The organism is uncultured Roseovarius sp., assembly GCF_913057115.1.
In the GTDB taxonomy this organism is placed as follows: domain Bacteria; phylum Pseudomonadota; class Alphaproteobacteria; order Rhodobacterales; family Rhodobacteraceae; genus Roseovarius.
Genome location: NZ_CAJXNN010000014.1, coordinates 1 through 24562 on the forward strand (window position 1 = coordinate 1; position 24562 = coordinate 24562).

At 60.4% G+C, this 24562-nt stretch carries 23 protein-coding genes and 1 pseudogene; 10 read left to right on the forward strand and 14 right to left on the reverse strand.

Features of this window, described 5'->3' with window-relative positions; all coding sequences use genetic code 11:
* Positions 1-725 (reverse strand): tyrosine-type recombinase/integrase (locus QZ498_RS07795; protein WP_294621283.1); only part of this gene is annotated, 725 nt, incomplete at its 3' end.
* A 964-nt stretch (positions 726-1689) separates the two neighbouring features.
* Between QZ498_RS07795 and QZ498_RS07800 the strand changes: the two genes are divergently transcribed.
* Positions 1690-2016, forward strand: coding sequence for a thermonuclease family protein (locus QZ498_RS07800; protein WP_294621356.1), 327 nt, complete (start codon positions 1690-1692; stop codon positions 2014-2016).
* Between the two features lie 184 nt (positions 2017-2200).
* Here QZ498_RS07800 and QZ498_RS07805 read toward each other — a convergent pair whose 3' ends face one another.
* Positions 2201-3334: a putative sulfate/molybdate transporter gene (locus QZ498_RS07805; protein ID WP_294621284.1), complete on the reverse strand. Its 1134-nt coding sequence runs from the start codon at positions 3332-3334 to the stop codon at positions 2201-2203.
* Between the two features lie 77 nt (positions 3335-3411).
* On the opposite strand from QZ498_RS07805, the gene QZ498_RS07810 reads away from it, so the two are divergent.
* Positions 3412-3621 (forward strand): TOBE domain-containing protein, encoded by a 210-nt coding sequence (locus tag QZ498_RS07810; protein ID WP_294621285.1) that lies wholly within the window; start codon positions 3412-3414, stop codon positions 3619-3621.
* Here QZ498_RS07810 and QZ498_RS07815 read toward each other — a convergent pair.
* From QZ498_RS07815 to QZ498_RS07830, 4 genes are read right to left on the reverse strand one after another with little or no spacing between them, the layout of a single operon-like run.
* Positions 3576-4397: an ABC transporter ATP-binding protein gene (locus QZ498_RS07815; RefSeq protein WP_294621286.1), complete on the reverse strand. Its 822-nt coding sequence runs from the start codon at positions 4395-4397 to the stop codon at positions 3576-3578. The two genes, QZ498_RS07810 and QZ498_RS07815, sit on opposite strands and share 46 nt — an antisense overlap.
* Positions 4397-5419, reverse strand: coding sequence for an iron ABC transporter permease (locus QZ498_RS07820; RefSeq protein WP_294621287.1), 1023 nt, complete (start codon positions 5417-5419; stop codon positions 4397-4399). The genes QZ498_RS07815 and QZ498_RS07820 overlap by 1 nt, the downstream gene beginning before the upstream one ends.
* Positions 5392-6420 carry an iron ABC transporter substrate-binding protein gene (locus QZ498_RS07825; RefSeq protein WP_294621288.1) on the reverse strand — a complete coding sequence of 343 codons (1029 nt, stop codon included), beginning with the start codon at positions 6418-6420 and terminating at the stop codon, positions 5392-5394. The genes QZ498_RS07820 and QZ498_RS07825 overlap by 28 nt, the downstream gene beginning before the upstream one ends.
* A gap of 1 nt (position 6421) precedes the next feature.
* Positions 6422-7201 carry a molybdate ABC transporter substrate-binding protein gene (locus tag QZ498_RS07830; RefSeq protein WP_294621290.1) on the reverse strand — a complete coding sequence of 260 codons (780 nt, stop codon included), beginning with the start codon at positions 7199-7201 and terminating at the stop codon, positions 6422-6424.
* A 470-nt stretch (positions 7202-7671) separates the two neighbouring features.
* Here QZ498_RS07830 and QZ498_RS07835 point away from each other — a divergent pair, with 470 nt between their 5' ends.
* From QZ498_RS07835 to QZ498_RS07845, 3 genes and pseudogenes are all read left to right on the forward strand, one after another.
* Complete coding sequence (locus tag QZ498_RS07835; RefSeq protein WP_294621291.1) at positions 7672-7815, forward strand: hypothetical protein; 144 nt, start codon at positions 7672-7674, stop codon at positions 7813-7815.
* Positions 7816-7850: 35 nt separating this feature from the next.
* Positions 7851-8096 (forward strand): annotated as a pseudogene (locus QZ498_RS17065) (formate dehydrogenase accessory sulfurtransferase FdhD); the annotation flags it as partial.
* Between the two features lie 86 nt (positions 8097-8182).
* Positions 8183-8386 (forward strand): formate dehydrogenase subunit delta, encoded by a 204-nt coding sequence (locus tag QZ498_RS07845; protein WP_294621292.1) that lies wholly within the window; start codon positions 8183-8185, stop codon positions 8384-8386.
* 232 nt (positions 8387-8618) lie between these two features.
* On the opposite strand, the gene QZ498_RS07850 is transcribed toward QZ498_RS07845, so the two are convergent.
* Positions 8619-9404, reverse strand: a complete 786-nt coding sequence (locus tag QZ498_RS07850) for a helix-turn-helix transcriptional regulator (protein WP_294621293.1) — start codon at positions 9402-9404, stop codon at positions 8619-8621.
* Positions 9405-9529: 125 nt separating this feature from the next.
* On the opposite strand from QZ498_RS07850, the gene QZ498_RS07855 reads away from it, so the two are divergent.
* Together QZ498_RS07855 and QZ498_RS07860 are read left to right on the forward strand one after the other, a co-directional pair.
* Positions 9530-11128 carry an ABC transporter substrate-binding protein gene (locus QZ498_RS07855; RefSeq protein WP_294621294.1) on the forward strand — a complete coding sequence of 533 codons (1599 nt, stop codon included), beginning with the start codon at positions 9530-9532 and terminating at the stop codon, positions 11126-11128.
* Between the two features lie 107 nt (positions 11129-11235).
* Positions 11236-12741, forward strand: coding sequence for a M81 family metallopeptidase (locus QZ498_RS07860; protein WP_294621295.1), 1506 nt, complete (start codon positions 11236-11238; stop codon positions 12739-12741).
* A 284-nt stretch (positions 12742-13025) separates the two neighbouring features.
* Here the strand turns inward: QZ498_RS07860 and phnE are convergent, their stop codons facing one another.
* The 3 genes from phnE to QZ498_RS07875 all read right to left on the reverse strand — a co-directional run bounded on the left by phnE (position 13026) and on the right by QZ498_RS07875 (position 15544).
* Positions 13026-13826, reverse strand: coding sequence for a phosphonate ABC transporter, permease protein PhnE (phnE, locus tag QZ498_RS07865; protein WP_294621297.1), 801 nt, complete (start codon positions 13824-13826; stop codon positions 13026-13028).
* Positions 13819-14625: a phosphonate ABC transporter ATP-binding protein gene (locus QZ498_RS07870; RefSeq protein ID WP_294621298.1), complete on the reverse strand. Its 807-nt coding sequence runs from the start codon at positions 14623-14625 to the stop codon at positions 13819-13821. The genes phnE and QZ498_RS07870 overlap by 8 nt, the downstream gene beginning before the upstream one ends.
* A 61-nt stretch (positions 14626-14686) precedes the next feature.
* Positions 14687-15544 carry a PhnD/SsuA/transferrin family substrate-binding protein gene (locus QZ498_RS07875; RefSeq protein ID WP_294621299.1) on the reverse strand — a complete coding sequence of 286 codons (858 nt, stop codon included), beginning with the start codon at positions 15542-15544 and terminating at the stop codon, positions 14687-14689.
* A gap of 102 nt (positions 15545-15646) precedes the next feature.
* Here QZ498_RS07875 and QZ498_RS07880 point away from each other — a divergent pair, with 102 nt between their 5' ends.
* Both QZ498_RS07880 and phnF read left to right on the forward strand, forming a co-directional pair.
* Positions 15647-16771 carry an alpha-D-ribose 1-methylphosphonate 5-triphosphate diphosphatase gene (locus QZ498_RS07880; RefSeq protein WP_294621300.1) on the forward strand — a complete coding sequence of 375 codons (1125 nt, stop codon included), beginning with the start codon at positions 15647-15649 and terminating at the stop codon, positions 16769-16771.
* Positions 16764-17573 carry a phosphonate metabolism transcriptional regulator PhnF gene (gene phnF / locus QZ498_RS07885; RefSeq protein WP_294621301.1) on the forward strand — a complete coding sequence of 270 codons (810 nt, stop codon included), beginning with the start codon at positions 16764-16766 and terminating at the stop codon, positions 17571-17573. Before QZ498_RS07880 ends, phnF begins: the two co-directional genes overlap by 8 nt.
* 866 nt (positions 17574-18439) lie before the next feature.
* On the opposite strand, the gene QZ498_RS07890 is transcribed toward phnF, so the two are convergent.
* Together QZ498_RS07890 and dapA are read right to left on the reverse strand one after the other, a co-directional pair.
* Positions 18440-19558, reverse strand: coding sequence for an AI-2E family transporter (locus tag QZ498_RS07890; RefSeq protein WP_294621302.1), 1119 nt, complete (start codon positions 19556-19558; stop codon positions 18440-18442).
* A gap of 311 nt (positions 19559-19869) precedes the next feature.
* Positions 19870-20745 (reverse strand): 4-hydroxy-tetrahydrodipicolinate synthase, encoded by an 876-nt coding sequence (dapA, locus tag QZ498_RS07895; RefSeq protein ID WP_294621303.1) that lies wholly within the window; start codon positions 20743-20745, stop codon positions 19870-19872.
* Positions 20746-20903: 158 nt separating this feature from the next.
* Between dapA and QZ498_RS07900 the strand changes: the two genes are divergently transcribed.
* On the forward strand, positions 20904-22874 hold the full coding sequence (locus QZ498_RS07900; protein WP_294621304.1) for a lytic transglycosylase domain-containing protein: 1971 nt from the start codon (positions 20904-20906) through the stop codon (positions 22872-22874).
* Between the two features lie 88 nt (positions 22875-22962).
* Here the strand turns inward: QZ498_RS07900 and QZ498_RS07905 are convergent, their stop codons facing one another.
* Positions 22963-24069 (reverse strand): transporter, encoded by a 1107-nt coding sequence (locus QZ498_RS07905; RefSeq protein ID WP_294621305.1) that lies wholly within the window; start codon positions 24067-24069, stop codon positions 22963-22965.
* 69 nt (positions 24070-24138) lie between these two features.
* Positions 24139-24513, reverse strand: a complete 375-nt coding sequence (locus QZ498_RS07910) for a hypothetical protein (protein ID WP_294621306.1) — start codon at positions 24511-24513, stop codon at positions 24139-24141.
* Between the last annotated feature and the right edge of the window lie 49 nt (positions 24514-24562).

Consider the following 24562-nt stretch of genomic DNA (forward strand, 5'->3'; position numbering starts at 1 on the left):
TGACCTCGTTTCAGGTCAATATCGGCCAGCGTGAGCGAGAGGATTTCGTTTTTCCGCGCGCCAGTGGAGAGCGCAAACACCACCACGGTATAGAGCGCGGCGTTGGTGCTGGCCTTGCAGGCCGCCAACAGCCGGTCGCGTTCATCGTCGGACAGGAAGCGGGTGCGTTCATTCCTGATTTTGGTGATTGCCGTCACGCCGTCCATAGGATCGTCGGCCAGCCAGCCCCAGGAGCGCGCTTTCTTGAGTATGGCTGCAAGGCTGTCCCGGTAGAGCTTCACGGTCTTACGGCTTTTAGGCTTCGCCGCCTTGGCCGTATCCTCATTTTCGCTGGCCGGACTCTTGCGGCGCGTGTCGCCGGCTGCGGCGAGATCGCCGAGCGCGCCGGAGATATGTTCCGGCGTCAGATAGGAGAGGGCATAGTCGCCCAGGGCGCGCTCCCAGAACGCGAGATATGTGGCCGCCGCCCTTTGTGTGCTTTCCGCTTTGTGGGGCAACTCTTCGCGCCTATAGCGCGCAATCACATCGCTCAGCGTCTTTGTAGCGGCTTTGCTGACCACGTTCTTGAACTCGCCACGCCGGATGGCCGCTTCGGTTTGTTGCGCCCACATTTTGGCGTCTGTAACGCGCTCGAAAGTCTTCTGCTGGGGTGGATAGCCCTTGATGCGCACGCGTACCCGATAATAGGTGCCGCCGGGGCGTTTGCGTTTCTCGATTGTTGCCATGATTGCGTCTCCGGGCCGGACCAAAAAGAAGTGGAGGGAATGCGGACCTATCAGGGGCATTAGGCGTTCGCCCTGCGGCCGTCATTCCCTTGCATCGATCCACGGGGCAGAGGTGGTTCCCTTTCCTGATAGCCTCCGTGGGGACACTATGGGGACACTCAATATCATTTTTGGTCGCTATTAGCCAAGAGTCATCAACAAGTCACGTCAGCCAAAACACTGTTTTTATTATGTAAAAAAGTTGACGTGTTTTGGTGATTTTAAGAATACATAGAACTCATAACCTGAAGGTCGCAGGTTCAAATCCTGCTCCCGCAACCAAAAATATCTCATAAATACAGATATTTATTGATCCCCTCGGGTGGTCGATTGCATTAGCAATTTGCCCGTGGAAGCACTGTGGAAGCAATCGGATTGCGAAAGTTGGTGTGGCAATTTTGCTGCATGAGACCCGCAGAGCTTTGACGATTTCCGGCCCAAACCGGCCTTTCGGCTATAAATAGCAGATGCTTCGGTCATGCCTGTCAAACCCGATATTCAAAGTACGGTTGACAAAACCGGGAAGGTTCTAGCGACATTCTGTCGCTTGATAGGTCTATTATGAAATAGCCTGTTGCTTTGAAATCAATTTGTCGTTGGGAAAACTGTCTCGTAATCTATCGAAATGATAAAATTTCTTTTTTTGAGCGCTGCTTAAGCCAAACTATCGGCGTAAGGCCGAACCAAACAAGAAACCTGCTAGAGATACGCTTGCCTATAAGGCAGGTCACAGCTTTTCTACGTCTTCCGCGAAACGAAAACCGCCACAGACGAATACATCCGCACGCGGCGAAGCGTTCGATGCAGCGACCGCTCACCCAGTCACGCTTCCGCGCGTGCTGGAAGGGCCAGCTTTGTTACAGAGGGTGATACGATTACTATCCAAAAGACACAGGTACGTCTTTACGGAATAGATGCACCCGAACTGCATCACCCCTACGGGAAAAAGGCCAAGTGGGCCATGGTCCGTTTATGTAAGGGTCATCGCATACGCGCAGAAATCACCGATGAAGATGACTATGGCCGCACAGTTGCCAAATGCTTCCTACCTGATGGCCGTGACCTATCCGCGGAACTGGTTAAGGAAGGGCTTGCTATCGACTGGCCAAAATTCTCAGGGGGTAAGTACAGGCATCTTGAGGTGGCAGGCACCCGAAAAAAGCTCTGGCTTGCCGACGCACGTCAAAAGGGCCGTATGCATGTTTGGAAACAGTTCGAAGCGCACAAGAACAGTGCAACCAAACAAAAATGAAGGAAACGGCCCACACAATGCATTCACCGCCGCTTGACTTCGCTGCGGTGCGGCTCGCCATACCGGACTATCGCTGCGGGGCAGGAATAGGCCTTGCATTTTCGAGCAGACGACCAATCCTGCGGCGCGTTACAGTCCGACTGGTCTACGAAAGGCAAGGTCGGCACGCGTTGTCACGACGATCCTATTCTCGCCAGATCTTGCGCTTCGACAGGATAATTTTCCGGACGATCTCGGCACAGGTGCCCGCGACCAGCCCCAACAATGGGTTCGCCAGCACCGTGACCAGCGCGGTCACCGCGATGACCGGGCGGCAGGACGGTCGGGCGTCAATCAGGCGGCGGCTGATGGCAAGTTCCCACGCCGCGATCAGGAGCAGCGCGCCCAGAGTCGCGGTGGGAATGGCCGCAAGAACCGCGCTTTGCACAGATGGCGGCAGGATCGCGAGAAACAACAAAAGACCACCGATCATGCAGGGGGCAGCACCCGTGCGGGCCCCGAACCTGTGATGCGCCGCGACGCCTCCCGCACCGTGGCACATCGGCAAGGCCCCCATCGGTGCCAGCAACAGATTGGCCAGCCCCGAGGTCAGGCACAGCTTGCGTGCGCTGACATGCGCCGCGCGTGCACCGAACAGGTCCCCCGCAACGAGCGTCGTCAGAAAGACCGCGTTGGTCAGGGTCAAGGCCAACTGCGGCAGGGCCAGGTCTGTTATGGCGCGCGGCAGGTCAGCGAACCCAAAATGGGGCATGACCCAAGGCGCGGCATGTAGTGCAGGCCCTTCGGGAAGGCCAGTGATCAGCCCGAAGGCGATGCCGACAATGATTGTCAGCATAGCCGCATGGGTGCCGACCCGAAGGGCGGTCATCGCCACCCCGAAGCACAGCGTGCCGATCAACCATTGGTCCAGCATCAGACCGACCGCAACCCAGGCAAGGGACAGGCCCAGCCCCAATTGTAGCCCCGACAGAATAGATTGCGGCACAAGTCGCGCAATTCGGTCAATCAGACCGCTACCACCCAGCATCAGCAGCACCAAGCCGATCAAAACGCCACTCAGCGCGATCTCGGCGGGGGAGACCACGCCCAGCATGGCCACGGCAGCGATTGCCTTCATCGGCTGCACCGGAACCGGCAGGCGATAGACAAGGCCCGAGAAGATGTAAAACAGGCCAAAGCCCATCAACACCACAGGCGCGGACAGGCCCGCCAGTGCGATGGCCCCAAGGCTCAGCGGCAGCAGCGTGCCGATATCGCCAAGGGCGCCATTCGCCTCGCGCAGATCAAAGCGAAACGCATTGCCGCGTGGATCACCCATGCTGTCCTGCCCCGTTGAAATCGCCTTGCGATATCATACCCTTTAAGAAAGCGAAAATCAGCAAGCGAGGAAAGCCCATGAAAATCAGCGCACGCAACAAGTTGGCTGGCACGGTGGTCGGTATCGAAAAAGGGGCTGTAAACGCCACGGTTCAGATCGACCTTGGCGGCGGCAGCATCGTGTCCGCGATGATCACCAATGCCTCGGTCGAGGACTTGGGACTGGAGGTTGGCAAAACCGCCTATGCCATCGTCAAGGCGTCCGATGTCATGGTCGGGGCCGACTGACGCAAGGACGGCAGACAAACCCTGCGACCAGAGGCCGTGGTTTCGACCGTGACAGGCAGGCCATAGACGGCGCTTAGGTTGGCATCGGTCAAAACATCCTGTGCCGGACCATCTGCCAGCACGCCGCCACCGCTCATCAACATGACCCTCGCATTCAAGGCAAAGGCCTGATCGGGGTCATGCGTTGACAGGATCACGCCGCGTCCGTCCTTGCCCGCCGCATGCGCCAACCCGGAAATCTGTGCCATCACCTGCGCCTGATTGCCGAAATCAAGACTGGCGGTGGGTTCATCCATGACAATGAGCGGCGCATCCTGCGCCAAGGCGCGGGCGATCAGAACAAGCTGTCGCTGGCCGCCGGACAAGCGTGAATAGTCCCGGTGCGCAAGGTCGGCGATGCCAAGCCGCTCCATCGCGCCGCGGGCTGCCGCTCGATCCGCTTTGCCCGGCTGCGAAAACGCGCCAAGCCGCGCCGTGCGCCCCATCAGCACAACCTCTATTGCTTCAAAAGGGAAAGGCGGCGCGTGGGCCTGCGGAACATAGGCGATGGCCTGCGCGATCTTGGCCCTGCTCCGGGCGCTGATCGGGTGCCCTTGCAAGAGAACCTCGCCTGCCAACGCCGGCAACAACCCCATCAACGTGCGGAAAAGCGTGGTCTTGCCGCAGCCATTGGGGCCGAGCAGGCAAAGGATTTCGCCACGTTTGACCGACAGGGTAAGGCCGCTGCCGATTTCGGATCGTCCGTGGCCGATCGACAGGCCCTGTGCCTCTAACATCAGGACCACCCCCGACGACCGCGCGCAAGAAGCCAGACGAAGAATGGCGCGCCGATAACGGCGGTCAGCACACCCAAGGGCACCTCGACCGCGGCGATGGTCCGCGCCAGCGTATCGACGATCAGCAGATAACCCGCGCCGATCAGCGCCGAGGCAGGCAAAAGCCGCCCGAACCCCGGCCCAACCAACATCCGCGCGATATGCGGGATCACAAGGCCAACCCAGCCGACCACCCCGGCCAGCGCCGTAACGCTGGCGGTGATCAGTGTAGCGGCGGCAATGACCAGAAAGCGGGTGCGCCCGGCCTCGACCCCCAGCGCGCGGGCCTCATCATCACCAAGCGAAAGAACATTGATCCGCCAGCGCAGCAGGGCCAGCGGCACCAAGCCGATCAGCACCATGGGCAAAGCGGGCAGGATGTCGCGCGTCGTGATCGAGGCCAGCGATCCAAGCAACCAGAACGTGATTGCCGGAAGCTGATCATAGGGGTCGGCCATGACCTTCAAAAGCGAGGTCGCCGCCCCCGCCAGCGCCCCCACCACCACGCCCAGCAGGACCAGCGTCAGCGTTCGGTCGGCATGACGCACCATGGCACCGACCAAAGTGACCACCCCCACCGCCGCCATGCCGCCGACAAAAGCCGAAGCCTGAATCGCGGCCACCGGCAGCGAAAGAAAGATGCCTGCCACCGCGCCCAGCCCTGCCCCTGCAGACACTCCGAGGATGTCCGGTGACACAAGCGGGTTGCGAAAAAGCGCTTGGTAACTGGCCCCGGCAGCCGCCAGCGCTGCGCCCACCAAAAGCGCCGCGCCGACACGGGGCAGACGGATGTTCCAGACGACGATCTGCGCCTGTTGATCGCCATAGCCCAGCAAGGCAGAAACAACCTGCTCCGGTGTCAGGGCATAGGGCCCGATCATCACCGCCCCAAAGGCCAGCAGAGCCAGCACACCCGCCAACACACCGGTCAGCGTCAGCCCGGCGCGCGGCAGGGTTACATCGGCGGTCGTCCCTCGGCCCATTCCAGCAGCCTTTCCAGATCGTCGTCACCAAGATCGACATGATAATAGCGCTTGTAGAAGGCACGGGTATCGGCCTTCAGATCGCCCTCCCAACGGTCAGGATACAGCAGCCCCGCCATCCAGTGTAGCCCCATCAACCTGTTCAATGATGGCGGCCGATCAATCCATCCGAAGGGGGCCGTAGGCGACAGATAGACTTGGCCATCGCGCACCGCATCAATCCCCTGCCAGAGTGGATCGTCGAACACACGGGCAAAGAAATTCCGGTCCCATGTCACGATGGTATCCGGGTTGGCGACGATCACCTGTTCCATCGAGGCATTCACCAAACCCTTGGTCACGCCGCCATCATCGGCGACATTGCGACCGCCTGCCCGCTCGATGATCTCAGTGTTGATCGAGCCTTTCATCCCGGTTTCCAGACCCTCTGGCCCACGGGCCAGATAGACGCGCGGGCGGTCTTCCTCGGGCACCTCGTCCAGCATGCTGTCCAGCCGTGCGAATGTCGCCTCGACATCCCTTGCCAGCCTTTCACCGCGTTCAGGCACACCCAAAGCCGCGCCCATGGTGCGCAGCGCCTCGGCGGTATTTTCAAAACGTCCGTCGATCAACAGATACGGGATGCCGGTCTGCTGCTGCACGCGGTTGGCAAGGTCGATATAGGTATCGCGCACCGACCCGAAATCGACGATCAGATCTGGCTGTATCTGCAACACGCGTTCCAGGTTCGCCTCACCGCCGCGCCCGGTCAGACGCCCGGTTGCAGGCAGATCGCGATAAGGTTCGGCAATGTAAACACGCTCATCGGGGCGCAGGGCGCGAGGCCAGCCAGTCAAGGCCTCCGGCTTGAGGACATAGACCAGAATTGAGGCCGGCGGCCCCGCCGCAAAGACTGTGTTCACATTGTCCGGCACCTCGACAACGCGGCCCGCGCTGTCGGTCACGCTGCGGGCTTGCGCCGGGACGGCCAGCAGCGCAAGGATCATCACAAGGTAGCGCATCTTATCCTCCGTCCACGGTCTCAAAACCATAACCGGCCAGCACGGCCTGCCCCTCGGGGGACAAGATATAATCGGCCAGCGCCGTCGCGCCGTCCGGTGCGTCGTTCAGCACGATCAGCCCATAATCCGCGCCCACGGACAGCACCTCGGGAATCTGCACGATCTGCAAATCGGACACCTCTTTTTGCGCCAACACCGCGTTGGTGCAATAGGTCAGGAAAACATCCGCCTGATCACTGTCCATAACCCATGCATAGGTGTTCCGACCCTGAGGTGGCTTTTCGCTGTCGGGTCCACCGGTCAGTTGCAGCGATTTGCCTTTCAACACCTCCGCATGGTCGGACTTGTCGAACAAGGCAAAGGCATAGTCGCCCGACGGGTCCGCCTTGGGCGTCGAGGTGCCAAGCCGAATGGCATCCTTTAGCATGACATCCAGTAATGTGCCGGTCGACACCGCAACCTCTGGCCGGGCCAGTGCGCACAGGCGGTTGCGGGCGAATAGCGTCACCGTCCCACCCTTGCCAGCGTCCGACAGCGTCCGCGGGTGGCGCATATTGGCCGAGGCAAAGACATGCGCTGTCTCTCCCGCCTCGATGCGTTCGCGCATCAGACCGGAAGGACCAAAGCTGGTCGTAACAGCGGTGCCCGTCGCCTGAGTGAAATCCTCCACCACGTCCGACAAGGCGGCCTTCAGACTGCCTGCCGCATACAAGGAAACCTCTTGCGCCATGGCGGGGCTCATCGCCAAAGCAACGAGGCTTGCAATAATGGATTTATACATGGACATCCTCCCAAGTGTTTAGGCCTTCAGCTTTGGATTGGGCCGGTCTGGCGCTTTCACAACGAAAGCCCGCCGGAGCTTTACGACGTCGCTCAGGACCATGCCGGATCGGGGTATACTCGAACCTTCACGCCAAAGCGTCGTTTCATTCGTGAGAGGGGCATTGCTGAGGCATGGCCCACGGCGTCCCACCCCGTTGGATACATCGAAACTTGACCATTGATGTCGTCCAGCGCTGGTCAAATACCTCACCCCCGCAAAAGCCCCTTCATGTACCCGTCACCGTTCCGAAAATTATGCAGTAAAAAGCGATAACCTTCGAGGAAACGCGGGCGATTTTCTAATTTTGAAGGGAAAAATTATTAAATCATAGCCTTGATCTTCAGATGTCTTGGCGCAGGAGAATAAAACTGTTCGTAGAAATTGCAAAATTGTGCGTATTTACGCTGGTTGTGTAGAGGGAGGCGAGCATGGCAAACACATCCGAAGCGGCCAATGATCCACTACGCGGTGCGCGAATTCTGATCGTCGATGACGAACCCGGAGTGCGGCACTTTCTTGTCAACACACTGAAACCGCTGTGCGGTGGCGTGGACAGTGCTGAGAATGCGTAGGCAGCCGAGAAGCTGCTGGAGTCCCGTCAGTATGGATGGCGACCCCTGCTAACCTGTCGGATTTTGCGCATGGCTTTGCTTTGACCGAGGGCATCATAAGCGATCTCGCGCAGATCGAGGATTTCGAAATCGTCCATCACGAGCAGGGACTCGAGGCGCGGTTCTTGCTGAGCGAGGATCGGGCCGATGTGCTCATGGCGCGCCGTCGTGCCATGACCGGCATTTCCGTGCTGATCGCGGTCTCGGACCCCACTGGCGCTGCCGTACATCTTGCACAGCAGGCCGGGATTACCCTTGCCGCTTTTGCTCGGGCCGGCGGTTTCGATCTTTATTCCCACCCCCCACCGCATCACCGACGCGGCCGAAGATGTCGCCTGAAAAAATGGCCCGCATGGCGAACCAGATCGCCCCCTTCTTCAAATCACAGCCGAACGAGTACGCCCCGGCCAGGGTTGCCGCGCATATCAATGACTTCTGGGAGCCACGCATGCGACGCCAGCTACGTGCCTACGCCGAAACCGATGGCGCGGGGCTCGATGATATCGTCCTGAAAGCGATACAACTGGTCTGACTGCAGTTATCGCGGCGTTTGTGATGTAATGGCGACTTTCTTCCCTTGAATGCATTCGTTGCGACATCGCAGCAAATGGCCGTTTCCAGCCGGGACTACGGGGCCACCGGACCTGTCACGTATGGCCCGCAGCTGGCCTTCGTTCGACTTCAAGCGATTTCTCCCTCGACGCTTTACCGCTGCGTGACGGCCATTCCAAGGACCTCATAAGGTCAGCAGTCTGACGGTTGATCTAATTGCCCAAAGATGTCTCTTCACGTCCCGTCGCGAGATAATTCCTGATAACCGGGTCAATCTTGCGACTGTCGGCGGCATAGAGCCCACAGGACCGCAGAACGTCCCTTGGGGATTTGTAATCCGCCACGCGTTTCCAGACCACATCTGACGCAAATGGCGTCCGGCGTGGCAGGGACGCGAGGAAGGACATCTTGCCGAAGAGGTATTGTTTCTTGTGCCTGTGGGGCGGGATCAGAATGGACATGGTGAACGCCCCCTCGTTTTTCTCCTCATAGTCGATGACGAAGATCCGTCCGTTGTGATAGGCAGCCTTGCCATCACATCGCGTCCACCGGCGCGATTTCGCGCTTCGGTCGAAAAGCGTCTCCACCAACCGGCTGTGAACGACACCATCCCTTTCGTCGAGAAACGCGGCATTTACCACGATACTCCCCGGAGCGGCGGGGGACAGGAAATGAACCTGATAGGCTCCCAGTAGCGGACGCAGCCTACCTATGTCGCCGGGAAAGGCGACGGCAAACGGATCTCGCCGCCTGTCCGACAAGGATCGCTTTTGCCTCCGGACATCGCCGACCAGTTCATCATGCGGCCCAAGCAACTGCGTGTCTTCAAGCCCGAAAAATGCGGCGATCCTTCGCAGGTTGTGCGCGGACGGTTTGGCCCGACCGCTGAGATACTTGCTGAACTGCTGGTGGTTAATGCCGATCTCGCGGCAGACCTGCGCCACAGACGGTTTTTCCGCGCAGAGATATCGCAGATTGGTCGCAAGGTGGTCAGACATGCACCAGGATTCCTTTCGGTGTAAAAAGCATAAACTCGCTTATACCAGCATAAGGTCGCTTAATTGTGTCTGACAAGGATTCGGCTGATCCCTTCCCAAGAACAAATCGACTGGGAGACCGCGACATGGACAAGAAGACCTATCTGAGATCACTCGAAGCCCGCCTGACCGCCCGTCAAATCGATCGCCGGGATTTCATGCGCGGCGCATTGGCCACTGGTCTAAGCGTTGCGGCTGCCACCGGCCTTGCGAACCGGGCCGCCGCAGCAACACCCAAGAAAGGCGGCATGCTGACGGCTGGTTTGGGCCACGGCGCAACCACCGATACGCTTGATCCCGGCCGACTTGAGGCGGGCTTCCTCATCCCCTTGGCACTCGGCGTGAATGGATACCTGACTGAAATCGATTCCAACAGCTCCGTACAGCCCTCGGTGGCGGAGTCCTGGGAGGCGTCACCCGATGCGAAGGTCTGGACGTTCAAACTGCGCAAAGGGGTGGAATTCCACAACGGCAAGTCTGTGACTGCCGAAGACGTCATCGCATCAATCAATTACCACCGCGGAGACGACTCCGAATCCGCCGGCGCACCACTGGTTGCCAGCGTCACCAATATCCGCGCGGACGGGTCCGACACCGTCGTCTTTGAGCTGGATGCCGGCAACGCAGATTTCCCGGCGGCTCTGAGCGATTACCACTTCCCAATTCTGCCTGCCTCGGGCGGAGACATTGATTGGCGGTCGGGTATCGGATGCGGGGCCTACAGGCTTGATGCTTTCGATCCCGGTGTCTCGGCCGACCTGTCGCGCTTCGAAAACCATTGGACGGATGCGGTAGGCCATGTCGAAAAATGGCGCCTTCTGACGCTACTCGATACCAATGCAAGGATGACCTCTGCCGTGTCCGGCGACGTTGATCTCATCAACAAAGTGGATTTGAAGACAGCCGCGCTCTTTGCCCGCAAGCCAGGTATCAACCTTCATTCCGTCGCCGGAACACAGCATTATTCCTTCCCGATGCTGACGAATGCTTCGCCCTTCGACGACAACAATGTGCGCCAAGCGATCAAGTGGGCCATCAATCGCGAAGAACTCGTCGAGAAAATCTTGTTCGGCTATGGCGCGATCGGCAACGACCATCCAATCGGGTCGGGCCAGAGGTTCTTCAATAGCGATCTGGAACAGAAATCCTTCGACCCGGACAAGGCGAAATTCTTCCTAAAGCAAGCCGGCCTCGACACTCTCGACGTCAAACTCTCCGCCTCCGACGCCGCCTTCCCGGGTGCCATTGATGCTTGCTTGCTGATCCAGAACTCGGCCCGTCAGTGCGGGATCAATGTCGAAGTCGAGCGCGAGCCGAATGACGGCTACTGGAGCGATGTCTGGAAGACAGCCCCTTGGTGCGCAAGCTACTGGGCGGGCCGCCCGGTTGAGGACCTCATGTTCTCGCTCGCGTTCAAGTCCGGCGTGTCGTGGAACGAGAGCTTCTGGTCGAATGAGCGGTTCGACAATCTCTTGATCGAGGCGCGCGCCGAGCTTGACGAAGCCAAGCGCCGCGAGATGTATTTCGAAATGCAGGACATCGTGGCCAACAAGGGCGGTGTCGCCATCCCGATGTTTGCCTCCTACGTCTTTGCAACGAGTGACGCGGTTGGAACCCCCGAGACTTTTGCCTCCAACCAGGATCTCGATGGCGCCAAATTCCTGGAACGCTGGTGGAAGGCGTAGGATAGACAATCCAGGCAAAGATCACATGCGGGCTGGGGCGACGCCCCGGTCCGTATCGTTCACATCAGAGTCTTGCATACAACAGGAATAGAAACAGGGGGCGATTGATGAAGCTCTTCATGGCGACACTGTCGACCGAGACGAATACGTTCTCGCCCATGCCTACGGCGATGTCAGGGTTCGAGGAGTTTTACCTGCGTCATGGAACCGCAACGCAGGACCCCCCAAACCTGATGACGGAAGCCTTGCACGTCTGGCGGCGGCGCGCCGAAGAGCACGAGTGGGAGGTGATCGAAAGCCTTGCGGCGATTGCCGAGCCTGCGGGACTGACCGTAACCGCCACATACGATGCGCTGCATGGTGAGATCCTTTCCGATCTTGAGCAGGCGAAGGGGGCTGACATAATCCTGTTGCAGCTGCATGGCGCGATGGTCGCAGAGACTGTCGAGGATTGTGAGGGCGACATTCTCAAAGCCGTGCGCGCCAGATGCCCGGATGCCATCATCGGGGTGAGCCTTGACCTGCATTGCCACCTGACGGACGCCATTCTGGCGGCGGCGGATCTGGTGATCACGTTCAAGGAGTATCCGCACGATGATGCAACAGCGCGCGCAGAAGAACTGTTCGATCTCGCCTTGCGTATGACGCGGCGTGAAATTCGCCCGGTCAGCCGCATTTTCGACTGCCGCATGTTGGGGCTGTATCTGACCAAAGAGGGCGAGATGCAATCCGTCGTCCGCGAAATGCAGGCGCTCGAGGCGCAACCCGGTATCCTGTCCGTATCTCTTGCGCATGGGTTTCCCTGGGCAGATGTCACTGATGTCGGCACCCGCGTGCTGGTGATCGCGGATCGGGACGAGAGCCTTGCCGCGGAAACCGCCGAGCAGTTCGGGCGATCCTTCTTCGCACGCCGCCACGCCCTATCCACAGCTTATCCAGATCTCGACATGGCGCTGGACAGGGCAGCAGAGATTCCTGCAAGTCCGGTGGTTCTGGCCGACATGGGCGACAATTCCGGTGCCGGTGCGCCCGGCGATGCGACCTTCGCCCTCCGAGAGGTCATGCGACGTGGACTAACCAGCATCGCGGCGGGTTTGTTCTGGGATCCGATTGTCGTGCGAATATGCGCTGATGCCGGTGTTGGGGCGGATCTGTCGCTCAGGCTTGGCGGAAAGGTTGGGCCAGACTCGGGCGATCCGCTCGACATTCAGGCTCGGGTGATGCGTATTTCCTCGGGCCTAGGGCAACATCTGGGCGAAGGCATCGAACCCCTTGGAACCATGGTTTGGCTGAAGATGGATGGAGAGATTGACCTTCTGGTCAATGACCTTCGCACACAAGTTTATCACCCGGAAGCGTTCGAGCAGATGGGGATCGCCCTTTCGTCAAAACGCCTTGTTGTCGTGAAATCCACGTTCCACTTCTACGCACCGTTCAAGGCAATCGCGTCTCAGGTGATCCAGGCGGCCACGCCCGGAGGGGCCTCACCGGACTTCAGAAATTTTGAGTATCGGCGCGGCGGCGCCGAATGCTGGCCGTTCGTGGATAACCCTCTTGAGGTCAACACCCAAAAGACATCGCAAGCCAAGGAGAGGGATCGTACCTTCGTTTGAGTCTCTACGCGAGAGTGTCAGCGTAGGTTTTATTATTTTGCTTCCATGGTCAAAACGGGATCCTGTCATTGAGCAGAAGCAAACCTCAGCAAAGTGGTCATTCATCACTGACCTGCCACCGGACCTGTCACAACCGGCCCGTTCCTGACGTTCGCCACACTTACTCGCTGCGGAGCGGTATCCCAAGACTGGCCACCCTAAACTCGAAGTCGTTTCTACGAGGACCTGCGGCGCCTTAAGCGCATCCGCGACAGAGAGCCGGGCGAGGCGATCGCCTTCCCGGATCACTGGATGCGCGCGCGGAGCTTGTCGGTGATGATCTCCATCACCATGACAATCACGAAAATCGCAAGGATGATCATAGATGCGTTGCGATATTGGAACAGGTCAAAGGCCACCTTGAGCTCCTGTCCGATCCCACCCGCGCCTACCAATCCAAGCACGACAGACGATCGCACCGCCTTTTCCAAAGCGAAAAGCGACGAGTTGATGAGAGACGGCATGATATCTGGCAGGATTGCCCCAACAAGGACCGATCCACGCCCCGCCCCTATGGCCGACAAGGCATCTTGCGGCTCCTTCTCGGCATCTTCCATAGCTTCAGCGAAGAACCTGCCGCAAAAGCCGATCGTATCGACCATGATCGTCATCGTTCCGGCCACTGCGCCCAGTCCGATCGATGCAACGAACAACAACGCCCAGACAAGATCAGGCACCGTGCGCAGGAAGGACACGAATGCCTTGACCAAGATGCTGCCGCGCCCAAGTGGCGATACGCCCCTTGCCGCGCACCACGCTATCGGCAGGCTCAGCACGATCCCCAGCGCCGCGCCCACAAGCGCAATCTGAAAGGTTTCGAGAATGCGAATACCGATACGAGCAAGAAAATCGGGCTCCGTGTTGGGCGGCAGCATCCGGCCGACAAGGTTGGCCATGCCTGGCACGCCCTCGGCCAGTTGCTGTGGCGATGGCGCCACCTTACCCATCGACGCAAGGATCATCGCGCCGACGGCGACCAACAGCACGAAGTTGAGAGGCGAAAACCCAGTCCAACGGCCGGGCGCGTCAAGGCCGCGATCAGCCATCGAAGGTGTCCTTCAGATCGGCCCGTGTCACCCGCTGCGCCGGACGGTCGAACAAAACCCGCCCATGCTTCAGCGCCACGACCCGGTCGGCGTAGTCGACCGCATGGGCCATGTCGTGCGACGTGTAGATAAGCGTGATCGCATGATCCCGGCAAAGCTGCGTGAAAAGGTCCATGACATTGCGCCCCGAAACCGGATCGAGGCTGGCCGCCGGCTCGTCCGCGATCAGAAGACGTGGTCGACGCACCAAAGCCCTGGCAATCGCCACACGCTGCTGCTGTCCTCCCGAAAGCGCATCGGCACGTTCCATCGCCTTATCCGCCAGATCGACCTCGGCCAGCGCGTGCATGGCCCGCAGGCGCCAGTCCTCTCGGGCCAGGCTGTGGGAAAAAGCGTGCCAGCTTCCGCGCTCGCCGAAAAGGCCGTGGATGACATTCGACAGAACGGTCCTGCGCCGAACAAGGCAGTGTTTCTGGAAAACGAAGCCGGTCCGCCGCCGCATCGACAATCTTTGCGCACGCGTGCCTTGCATCCCGACTGGATCGCCAAAGCAGCGCAACGTGCCGCCCGAGATCGGGTGCAGACCGATCAGGCTCTTGAGCAACGTGGACTTTCCACAGCCGTTCGATCCGATCAGCGCTACGCGCTCGCCCGCCTCGATCGTCAGGTTGATGCCATCCAGCACCATCCTGCGCCGATCGTAGGATTTCATCAGCCCGCGCGCCTCGATCAGCGGCATGGGCCCGGACAGGGCCTGTTGCCCCGTGTCGGCAGAATTCTCGGTCACAAGGTCCAGCATCTGTCCTCCGGATGAACAAGACCAGGGGCCGAGGCCCCCGGTTCATTTCGGCGGGAGCCGCTCAGTTGCCGACGAAGGCACTGGTGTCCACGCCGATCGTTTCATACATGGAACGGACGTAATCGTATTCGCTGTCTTCCACCTTGGTCAGGAAGAACCCGCCGCGGTATTTCTGATTGTCTTCGCCTGTCAGAATCGCCTGCATAAGTTCCACCGAATGATCCACGAAGGCCGACTTCACGCTGGCGATCGTGTCCTCCTCCAGATCGGACCGCGCCACCAGGATGTCGTTGGGCAGGTCACGACCACGGGCAACCACGGTAAAGGACGTATCGGGGAACGCCTCGCGGATGCGCCGCAGATGGCCTTCATTCATCCCAACCGCATGAACGTCACCACGGATCAGCGCTTCCACGGCCAGGTTCCGCGAGATGATCTGGGGTTGGTAATCCGCATTGTAAGCAAGCCCGAAATCAGACAGAACCTGTGCCGGCCCCAGGTGCTGCGAGGTCGAGCCGACCGAGCCAAAGGTCACCACCTTGCCTTCAAGATCCTGCACCGATTTGATCGGGCCGTCCGACAGAGTCACGATCTGCGCATAATAGTTCGGGCGCTGCCAAGCGGTCACGATCTTGGCATCGGTTAGTTCGTTGATGACAACGTATTCGGCCGGCCCAGTCAGAACCAGATCTACTTTGTCCTGGTTCAGCGCTTCGACGGCGGCGGTGCGTGACGAAACCGGGAAGAGGTCGATCTCGTGGCCGCTCAGCTCTTCCAGCTTCGCTTCGAATGCGCCGAATTCCTGTTGGAGGGCCTCCAGCCCCTCGATATCTGTTACTGCGAATTTCAGGGGTTCAGCAAGGACGGGAAGGGCAGCGCTAAGGGAAACCGCGGCAGCGGTGATCATGGAACGGATCATCATGTCTCTCCAAATATCCGGTGTTGTGTATACAGGAACGTCACACGCCAACGGCATAAGGGATTCGATTGACACTTTCGTGACACGGAGACCGACAAAGACATGACTGACTGCTGGACTATCACAGGAGCCGAGGTGCTCAAGCCGGGCGGATTCGTGACCGCGCCGCTGCACGTGGCAAACGGCCGGATAGCCGAAACACCCGAAAACCGCGGGCCAGTGCTTGACGCGGACGGTGCGTGGGTTCTTCCCGGAATCGTCGATCTGCACGGCGACGGATTCGAAGCCATCGTGCAGCCGCGCCCCGGTGTCCACTTCCCCTATCACCTTGCCTTTGCCGAGGCCGATGCGCAGATGATCGCCAACGGCATCACTACCGCATATCACGCGCTGACCGTGTCATGGGAAAGCGGCCTGCGCGATATCGCGGTGTCCCGCGCGCTCGTCTCAGCCCTCAGACAGGCCACCCCGAACCTGTCCTGCGACACACGCCTCAACATCCGATGGGAAACCTTCGCGCTCGACCACGTGGACGAGGTGATCAGCTGGCTGACCGAACGTCCGGGCGACATCCTGTCGATCAACGATCACACCACAGCCAATCACCACTTGGGCGAAGACAGTGCCAAGCTCAAACGCATGGCGGCCCGTATGGGCCTGTCGCCAATCGGGGCGAAACAGGAAATCGCGCGGGTCTGGGCCCGGCGCGACGAGGTGCCCGGCGCCACCGATGAGATCTGCTGCCGCGCGTTTGCCCTCGGGCGGCCCGTCCTGTCGCACGACGACGCGACCCCTAATGACCGCCGCGCGGGCCGCGCGCGGCACGCCACCGTGGCCGAGTTCCCTACAACCGCCGCTGCCGCCCGCGAGGCGCGCGACGCCGGGGAACATGTGGTCCTCGGCGCGCCCAACGCCCTGCGCGGGGAAAGCCATAATGGTGCTCTGTGTGCCACTCAGGCCATCGGCAACGGGCTCTGCACGGTTCTGGCGTCGGACTACTACTACCCCGCGCCCCTGCACGCGGTATTCCGCCTGCACGATGCCGGGGTCCTGCCGCTGGAACAGGGCTGGCCGCTGGTCTCCGCCAATCCCGCCGCGGCGGTCAGCCTGCACGACCGCGGAACGCTCGATCCCGGGCAACGCGCCGACCTGCTTGTCGTCGACAGGAAAACGCGCAAGATTAGGGCTGTTTTCGTCAAGGGAAGAAAAGTGCTCGACCGTGACTGACACGTGCTCCGCCATCACCAGCAACGCCAGCGGGCTTCAGGCGCTGGCGCGACGGCCCTATGACAAACGCGCCACCCGCCCGATCTGGTTGCAGATATACGACCGGCTCGCCCGCGCCATCGACGAAAACGTCGTGTCCCCCGGCAGCCGACTGCCGGGCGAGGTGCAACTGGCCGCGATGTTCCGTGTCAACCGTGTCACCATGCGGCGCGCTCTTGCGCTGCACCAAAGCGAAGGCAACCTTCAGGCGCGCAAGGGCGTGGGCATTTTCGTGCGGCCCAAACCCCGCCCCTTCCTGATCCAAGACGATATGCGCTTCGCCGACTCGCTCGGCGAGGCCGGTCAGAACGTCACATCGCGCACCCTGCGCCTTCACCGCGCCACGCCCAGCCCCGAAGCCGCCGCCCTGTTCGATCTCGACGACGGCGACACCGTCATCGTGCTGCACCGCGTGCGGCTGCTCGATGGAGCGCCGATCTACGTCACGCACAAGGAATTTCCCGCCCGCCGGTTTCCCGACTTCGAACGCCTCTACACCGAAACCCAATCTGTCAGCGCGATCTACAAGGCCTCCGGCATCGCCCGGTTTCACCGCGCCGAAACCCGGGTGCGGGGCGGTCTGGCCCAACAAGACGAGGCCGAAATCCTCGGCATTAACGCCAAGACGCCCGTGCAGTATGTTACCGCGATAAACACCGACCTCCAAGGTCGCCCGATCGAATTCAGCCACGGCTGCTGGTCCATGACCAGTGTAGAATTCCTGTTTAGATCATCCGAAATACGGCACAGTGGCCAGCTCTGAGGCGCCCTGGCTGCGCGCATCGCAGCGCCGTGCAAGTCTCGGCAATTCTGTACCTATTGAACGCCCAAAAATGCAGCGCAACACAGTCTAACTCGGGCCCATCTCAGCCATCTGCCGCTGCCAGTCCTTTTTCAACAAGTCCAGGGTCTCCCGGTTCTTCAGGCGTGGATTATTCATCGCCCCCCCCTCCCGTAGGCTTGGGATTGTCTTGTTGACTGCGCTACATAGGCACAGTCGGCTTGGCCCGTTGAACGTTTGGCAGTGCGGCTTCACAGATTGTCGCGTAGCGGCAGGCTTGGCACGGTTTGCCGTCGCAGAAAGCTACGCCGAGCCGCTTTGGATCGGCGCCCTGATAAGGCGGGGCAACCGTCCGCGTCTCCTCCGTGGCCTTGTCGACTACGCCCTTCACGAACCCAGGGTCGAGGAGGTAGCAGCGCATCAGCTGGCCACTGTCAGGGCGGCCGTCATTATTCAGCGAAGCTTATCAACGCCCAGGGGCCGGATGCTTGATCCACCAAGCCACCTTGTGGCCCTATCGCGGGCTTTGTCTACCCTTTCCAAGGCTGTTCGATCCGGGCAATCGGACCCTTCGCTCCATTTGTTTCGCTCGACAACTGCGTTTTGATGATTGGATACAGACAATGACAAAACCGAGCGCTTTCTCACCTAACCAACGCTATGTCTTGGCCAGCCGCACCCCTTGTTGACAACGGTTCAAGCGGCCGACACCGCCTAGGCCCCTGGCGCCGGGAATGTGCGCGCGATGATTGAGGGGCCGACGCAGGGTCGAAGGGCTTTAGCCGATTATCGGCTATTTTGAGCAAGCATCAGGCGGTACGTGGCCGGCGGTTTGATGAGAAATGCGATCAGGATGCCTTGCGGTTTTCAATCTCTTCATTGAAGCGATCGAGTTCGCGCTCGTCTTCCGGCAAGCCTTCTCGCGAAAGCAAGACAGCGACCTTGCGCAGCCCCGGAACATGACTGCAGATCACCAGCAGCATGACCATGATCGGCACCGACAGGAACATGCCGGGGATGCCCCAAACAGCGCCCCAGAACGCAAGGCTAATGATGATCCCGAAAGAAGACAGGCGCAAAGCCCGCCCCATCATCCACGGGTCAATCACATTGCCGTTCACAAACTGTATGGCGCCGGTGATCAGGAACAGCAGGGCCGTCGTCGACGGCTCACCCGTTTCGACGAAGCCAACCAGCGCCACCATTCCCGTCGCGACGATGGAGCCGATGTTCGGAATGTAGTTGAGGATGAACGTCAGGATACCCAGCGACAAAGCGAGTTCGATGCCAAAAAACGTCGCCACGACATAAACCATTGCCCCGGTGATCAGGCTGACGGCGGTCTTGACCAGCAGATAATAGTTTACCCGGTGGATGATTGACGTGATGATCTTGTTCGCGCGCTCGGCCTGCGCCTCATCGCCGAAGAAATTCGACATCTTTGCGCCGAACCAAATCCGTTCCGCGAAGAGAAAGCCGACGAAGAGGATGACAAGAACCGTTCCTTGCATCAGGTTCCCGGCTTGCCCGGCCGCGGTGCGAACGTAGCTCGACAACTCCACGCTGTTCAGCGAGTTGAGCACCGCCCGCTCTACATCGTCGCCCATCCAGGCGAAAAGCGAGGCCACCGCCGAAGGCGCGCGCTCGGCATAGGACAGGGTGGTGCTCAACACGGTATTGAGTTGCGCCAGCAGGATGGACGACAACAAAAGTAGCGCGGTGGAAATGAGCACAAGGGCCGCAATGGAGGCGAGCCAGTTCGGCACGCCAAAGCGTCCGATACGTTGTCTGGCGATCAGGCGGATCACATCCGAGGTCAGCGAAAACAGGATAATTGCCACCGCCAGCGAAATCAGAAGAAACCGCGCCTGAACCAACAGGAACAAGACCACCGCGAAAGCGATGATCACAAGCGCGCCGGTGCGTACCCGCGCGTAGTCCTCGGTTTCCCCCGGAATCCCAGACATTCTGTCTTTCCTTGTCGGCATGGGTGCCATTTTTACCCCTGATCCGACTATGCGCATCTCGGCAACATGACACAAGTCATGGCACAGCTGTGATCGGTGAATTCCCGGTCTTCAGACCGACATTGACGAAAATCGTGGCGACGCGCCTGCACAGAGCCATTCCTTCAGGTCGCCAGCTTGTTTGATTTGGGTGCCCCGTCCGGGCGCCTAGAGGCTCCAAGAGTGGTGCCCGGCCGCCAAGCTCCCTCCAAAGGAAACGCGCCCCGGGCGTATGACCCGTGGCGCAAGTTTCAGTCTGGAATATTGGGGGATCAGTTCATCAAACCCGCAAAACGCAGGGCATCATTCACCATCCCCTTGGTTTCATCCGTCAAACCGGTGAGGGGGGAGCGAACCTCTTCGCTGCACAGGCCCAGTTGCGACATGGCATATTTCACGCCAACCAGACCGGGTTCGGTAAAGATCGCGGTGTGCAGCGGCATCAGCCGATCCTGCAACTCCAGCGCCTTGGCATAGTCACCTTCCAGCGTCGCGTTCTGCACCTCGGCCACCAAACGCGGTGCCACATTGGCCGTCACCGAGATCACGCCCTGACCGCCCTGCGCATTGAAGCCATGAGCCGTGCCATCCTCGCCCGAGATCTGGCAGAACTCCGGCCCACAGATCATCCGTTGCAGGTTGACCCGCGCCAGATCGCCGGTGGCATCCTTGACGCCCACGATCCGAGGGAGCTTGGCCAGTTCACCCATGGTTTCAGGCGTCATATCCACGACCGACCGGCCCGGAATATTGTAGATGATGATCGGCAGCTCACAGCAATCATGCAGCGCGGTGAAATGTGCAATCAGCCCGCGTTGCGTCGGCTTGTTGTAGTAAGGCGTCACGATCAGCGCCGCATCAGCCCCGACTTTCGCCGCGTGCTGCATGAAGCGCATCGATTCCAGCGTGTTGTTGCTGCCCGCGCCCGCGATCACCGGAATGCGCCCGCCCACCGCGCGGACCACTTCCTCGACCACGGTTTCATGCTCTTCATGGGTCAGCGTCGGGCTTTCGCCGGTGGTGCCCACGGGCACAAGGCCATGACTGCCCTCGCCGATATGCCATTCTACAAGTTTTTTGAGCGTATCCAGATCCAGCTCGCCGTTCTTGAACGGCGTGACCAGGGCAGGAAAAGATCCTCTGAACATGACACGCTCCTTTGCTTTTGCGTCGTGGCCGTTTGAGGCCGGTTGATACTGTGCCACTGCGTGCGCGGCGAAAGCCCGCCGCCTTGCCGGGAATGTGAATGGACGCAAGGCGCGCGCATGCATAGGCTGGCGCTGTCTATCCTTCGAACGGGCCAAAAATGCAAGAGATGTTGCGCCTCATAGCTCTGTCATTGATGCTCATTTGCCAGAGTCTCCCGGCTTTGGCCGAGACACCCCCGCGCGTGGCCCCCAGGCCTTTGTCCAGTGCCTTCGATGCGCTTTCGGGCGGGCGCTGGGAGGTGGCTGCCGATCTGGCCCGTCGCGATGGGGCGGCGGCCGAGGCGCTGGTGGAATGGTACCGCCTGCGTACGGGGCACGGCACCCCGCTGGAGGTGCTCGAATTCCTCGACACCCATGCCGATTGGCCGGGTCTCGACTATCTGCGCAAGCAGAGCGAAGAGGCGATGGCAGATGCTCCCGATGAACTGATCCTGCGCTTTTACGATGGCATCCGTGCGCAAACCGGCATCGGTGCGCTATCGCAGGCCCGCGCGCTTCTGGCCGCCGGCCGCAAAGGCGAGGCCGAGGCCAGCCTTGTTCTGGCCTGGCGCACCCTTGATCTTAGCACCGAAGAACACGAGGCTTTCATCGCCCGCCACGGCGCGCTCCTCAAGCCGCACCACGCCGAGCGCCTCGACATGGCCCACTGGCGCGGGTTGCGCGACGTGGCCCTGATGCTCCCATTGGTGGATGAGGAAAAGCGCCAACAAATCGAAACCGCCCAGATGATCGACAGCGCACGCCGCGGCCTGGACGATCGAATCGATGATCTGTCCGAGGCTGAAAAGACCGATCCGCATGTCGCCTATGCACTGTTCAATCACTACCTTGAACGCAACCGGCGCCAGGATGCGCTCGACACCATCCTCACTCAAAGCCGCATCCCGGGAGGCTTGGGCGAACCCGACCGCTGGGCGGGCTGGCGCCGCGCCTTGGCGCGTGACCAAATGCGCGACGACGACCCGCAAACCGCCTACGCCCTTGCCGCCACCCACCAGCTTGCCGATGGGTCAGCCTATGCCGATCTCGAATGGCTTTCGGGCTACCTTGCGCTGACTTACCTCAAAGATGCCGAACTCGCCCGCGATCACTTCCAACGGTTCCGCGCTGCCGTGGACACGCCCATTTCCCTTGGCCGGGCGGGATACTGGATTGGCCGCGCCCAAGAGGCGCTGGGCGATGATGAGGCCGCGCAAATGGCCTATGCCCAAGGTGCAGACCATCAAACCAGTTTCTACGGCCTGCTGGCCGCCGAAAAGGCCGGGTTGCCCTCGGATCCGGCTCTGAAAGGCGTGAATGATTTCGCAGAATACGAAGGCAGTGAGTTGATCCAACGCCCGGTGACCCAAGCCGCCATAATGGCGCTTGCCGCGGGTCGTTTGAACCTTGCCGAACGATTCTTCACCCATATCGCCGAAACGCTGGACGAGGACGGGCTGAAACAACTGGCCGGCCTTCTACGTGATCTTGAGCAACCGCATTTGCAAGTGATGATCGGCAAACGCGCGGCCCGCCGCGGCCTTACCCTGCCGGGGCCCTACTATGCCCTGCACCCAATGACCGAAATGAACCTGTCCGTGTCCATGGAATTGGCCCTCGCCATAGCCCGCCGCGAAAGCGAATTCGATCATCGGGTTTCAAGCCGTGTCGGCGCCGAAGGCCTGATGCAGCTTATGCCGGGAACCGCCTCGGACATGGCCCGCGATCTGGGGATTGAACATGACCGCAGGCGCGTGCTGTCCGATTGGGCCTATAACGCGCAGCTCGGCTCGGCCTACCTTGCCTATCTGGCGGATCGCTTCGACGGCAATATCGTGCTGATGTCGGCAGGCTATAACGCCGGGCCTGCCCGCCCCGATCGCTGGATCGAGCGCTTCGGCGATCCCCGGCGCGGCGATATGGATGTCGTGGACTGGATCGAACACATCCCCTTCCGCGAAACCCGCAACTACGTCATGCGCGTCGCCGAAAGCGTGGCCGTTTATCGCGCCCGTCTGGGGCGCGATCCACACCCTGTGCCCTTTTCTAAGGAGCTCACCGGCGCAACCCTGCGCGTGGTACTCGATTAACCGCTCTTCAGGCCTCGCGGCCTTCTTCGCGAAAAGGCCCCGAAAGGGGCCGATGAGCGGCGCGAGGCGTCCCCGCGCCACCCTTGTCTCAAAACCCTTTGCGCCATGCCACCTGCAATGACCAATCGCGCTTCAATCGCGGACCGTTCAGGCGTTGATAAACCGGAACGCCAATTTCCAACCCGATCTTATGACCCTTCAGCGCGCCGCGCTGCACGGTGAAATCCGCGCCGCCATAAATGCTAACCGTTTCACCACCGTAGTTCAGCGGATCAGTCCCCGGCATGGCGCCGCCGATCAGCGGGTCGCGCCCGTCGATCCGGCCTTCGGTCTCGGCCTCGACCCGCGCCGAGTAACTCACCCATTTCGCGGCACGGTAGCTGGTCCATGCGGTCACGCTCGCCTTGTCCCCAAGGCTATAGCCCTCGTCGTTGCTGCCCAGGCGGATCACACCGCTGGCCTGCGCACCCCAATTCCAGCGCCCCTTGCCATCCGACCACGTCAGCCTTGGCATCAGATCATAGGTCCCCGACCCCAACTGCATGCTATAGGCCATCCGTCCGACAGGACGTGCCCCGTTCGGCATCAGCATTCGGCCCGTTTCGGTGATCGACCCGGTGGGCAGGCTCAGACCCAGACCAAGGGTCAGCCGCTGGCGCTTTTTCTTGTGCAGCCCGACAAGCGCGCCAACCTTGATATCGCCCAGGCCTTCCGAACGCATCGTATTGGTGCCAAGCCGCGTGGCCCCGGCCATCCCCGAATAGGTCAGCGCGGTCATGGATTTCTTCACATAAGGCACCATCGCCATCAGGGTGACCTTGTCGCTCAGGCCATACATCCCGCCCACCATCTGCATATCGCCTTCCATCGAAAGCGGGATCACCCGCAGGTTCGCAGGCGGGGCGAACCGGTTGGCCAAGGTGGTTGCCGCCACATCCGGGGCATAATCCGTCGTCCCCGACCGTAGACCCGACATCTCCATATGCCCCGCCCGATAGGTCAGCATGAATTTCCCCTTGGGCAGGGTATGCCGCCCCATCACACCAATTGGCCCATGCATACCGCCATGCATCATCTTGTCCTTGTGCGCCTTCTGGCCCATGTCCCCCATATCGTCGCCCATCGCCATCTGGGCCGCGGCACCACTGGCCACAGCCATACACAGCGCCAAGGCGCTCAAAAATTTCACTGTCATTGTCATGTCCTTTGTCTCCCGCAGGCCCAAGGCCGCGGAGTATTGTCCGAGAGTTTGTTTGACTTGATCTCAGACAGGCAAAGGCGGCGCGCGCGCGGTATTGCTGCGCGCCCGACGGGATTGGACGTGTAAGGAAACGGCGGGCCAGTCGGCCCATTGCGCCACGCGCTCTGGCCGGGTCACCTGAGGGGGCTGCACCCCGACCAGCGCCAGCGTGACACCGTGGAAGGGGCACGGCTCGCCTTCGGGTGCGTCACCATCCACGGGTGTTCCATCCAGCGTGACGTAATAAACCTCACCACCCGAACAGACCGCGATCAACCCGGGTTCCGGGGCCGACAGGATGACGGGGGCGGCAACAACCCGCAGTGCCACCACAAGCACCAACAGGGCGGCCAAGCCACCCCGCGCCCATGATCCAACGCTGTTCAGGGTCGCTCTCACCGCGCACTCGCCATTAACATTCCAGCGCTGGAATGTTTGTCACAATCCG

Excerpts from the sequence above, each read along its gene's own strand:
- dapA (WP_294621303.1), bottom strand. The coding sequence starts at position 20,745 with ATGTTCAGAGGATCTTTTCCTGCCCTGGTCACGCCGTTCAAGAACGGC.
- QZ498_RS07815 (WP_294621286.1), bottom strand. The coding sequence starts at position 4,397 with ATGTTAGAGGCACAGGGCCTGTCGATCGGCCACGGACGATCCGAAATC.
- QZ498_RS07855 (WP_294621294.1), top strand. The coding sequence starts at position 9,530 with ATGGACAAGAAGACCTATCTGAGATCACTCGAAGCCCGCCTGACCGCC.
- QZ498_RS07805 (WP_294621284.1), bottom strand. The coding sequence starts at position 3,334 with ATGGGTGATCCACGCGGCAATGCGTTTCGCTTTGATCTGCGCGAGGCG.
- QZ498_RS07850 (WP_294621293.1), bottom strand. The coding sequence starts at position 9,404 with ATGTCTGACCACCTTGCGACCAATCTGCGATATCTCTGCGCGGAAAAA.
- QZ498_RS07825 (WP_294621288.1), bottom strand. The coding sequence starts at position 6,420 with ATGCGCTACCTTGTGATGATCCTTGCGCTGCTGGCCGTCCCGGCGCAA.
- QZ498_RS07835 (WP_294621291.1), top strand. The coding sequence starts at position 7,672 with ATGGCAAACACATCCGAAGCGGCCAATGATCCACTACGCGGTGCGCGA.
- QZ498_RS07875 (WP_294621299.1), bottom strand. The coding sequence starts at position 15,544 with ATGATCCGTTCCATGATCACCGCTGCCGCGGTTTCCCTTAGCGCTGCC.
- QZ498_RS07890 (WP_294621302.1), bottom strand. The coding sequence starts at position 19,558 with ATGTCTGGGATTCCGGGGGAAACCGAGGACTACGCGCGGGTACGCACC.
- phnE (WP_294621297.1), bottom strand. The coding sequence starts at position 13,826 with ATGGCTGATCGCGGCCTTGACGCGCCCGGCCGTTGGACTGGGTTTTCG.
- QZ498_RS07900 (WP_294621304.1), top strand. The coding sequence starts at position 20,904 with ATGCAAGAGATGTTGCGCCTCATAGCTCTGTCATTGATGCTCATTTGC.
- QZ498_RS07870 (WP_294621298.1), bottom strand. The coding sequence starts at position 14,625 with ATGCTGGACCTTGTGACCGAGAATTCTGCCGACACGGGGCAACAGGCC.
- QZ498_RS07845 (WP_294621292.1), top strand. The coding sequence starts at position 8,183 with ATGTCGCCTGAAAAAATGGCCCGCATGGCGAACCAGATCGCCCCCTTC.
- QZ498_RS07820 (WP_294621287.1), bottom strand. The coding sequence starts at position 5,419 with ATGGGCCGAGGGACGACCGCCGATGTAACCCTGCCGCGCGCCGGGCTG.
- QZ498_RS07905 (WP_294621305.1), bottom strand. The coding sequence starts at position 24,069 with ATGACAGTGAAATTTTTGAGCGCCTTGGCGCTGTGTATGGCTGTGGCC.
- QZ498_RS07860 (WP_294621295.1), top strand. The coding sequence starts at position 11,236 with ATGAAGCTCTTCATGGCGACACTGTCGACCGAGACGAATACGTTCTCG.
- QZ498_RS07830 (WP_294621290.1), bottom strand. The coding sequence starts at position 7,201 with ATGTATAAATCCATTATTGCAAGCCTCGTTGCTTTGGCGATGAGCCCC.
- QZ498_RS07810 (WP_294621285.1), top strand. The coding sequence starts at position 3,412 with ATGAAAATCAGCGCACGCAACAAGTTGGCTGGCACGGTGGTCGGTATC.
- QZ498_RS07880 (WP_294621300.1), top strand. The coding sequence starts at position 15,647 with ATGACTGACTGCTGGACTATCACAGGAGCCGAGGTGCTCAAGCCGGGC.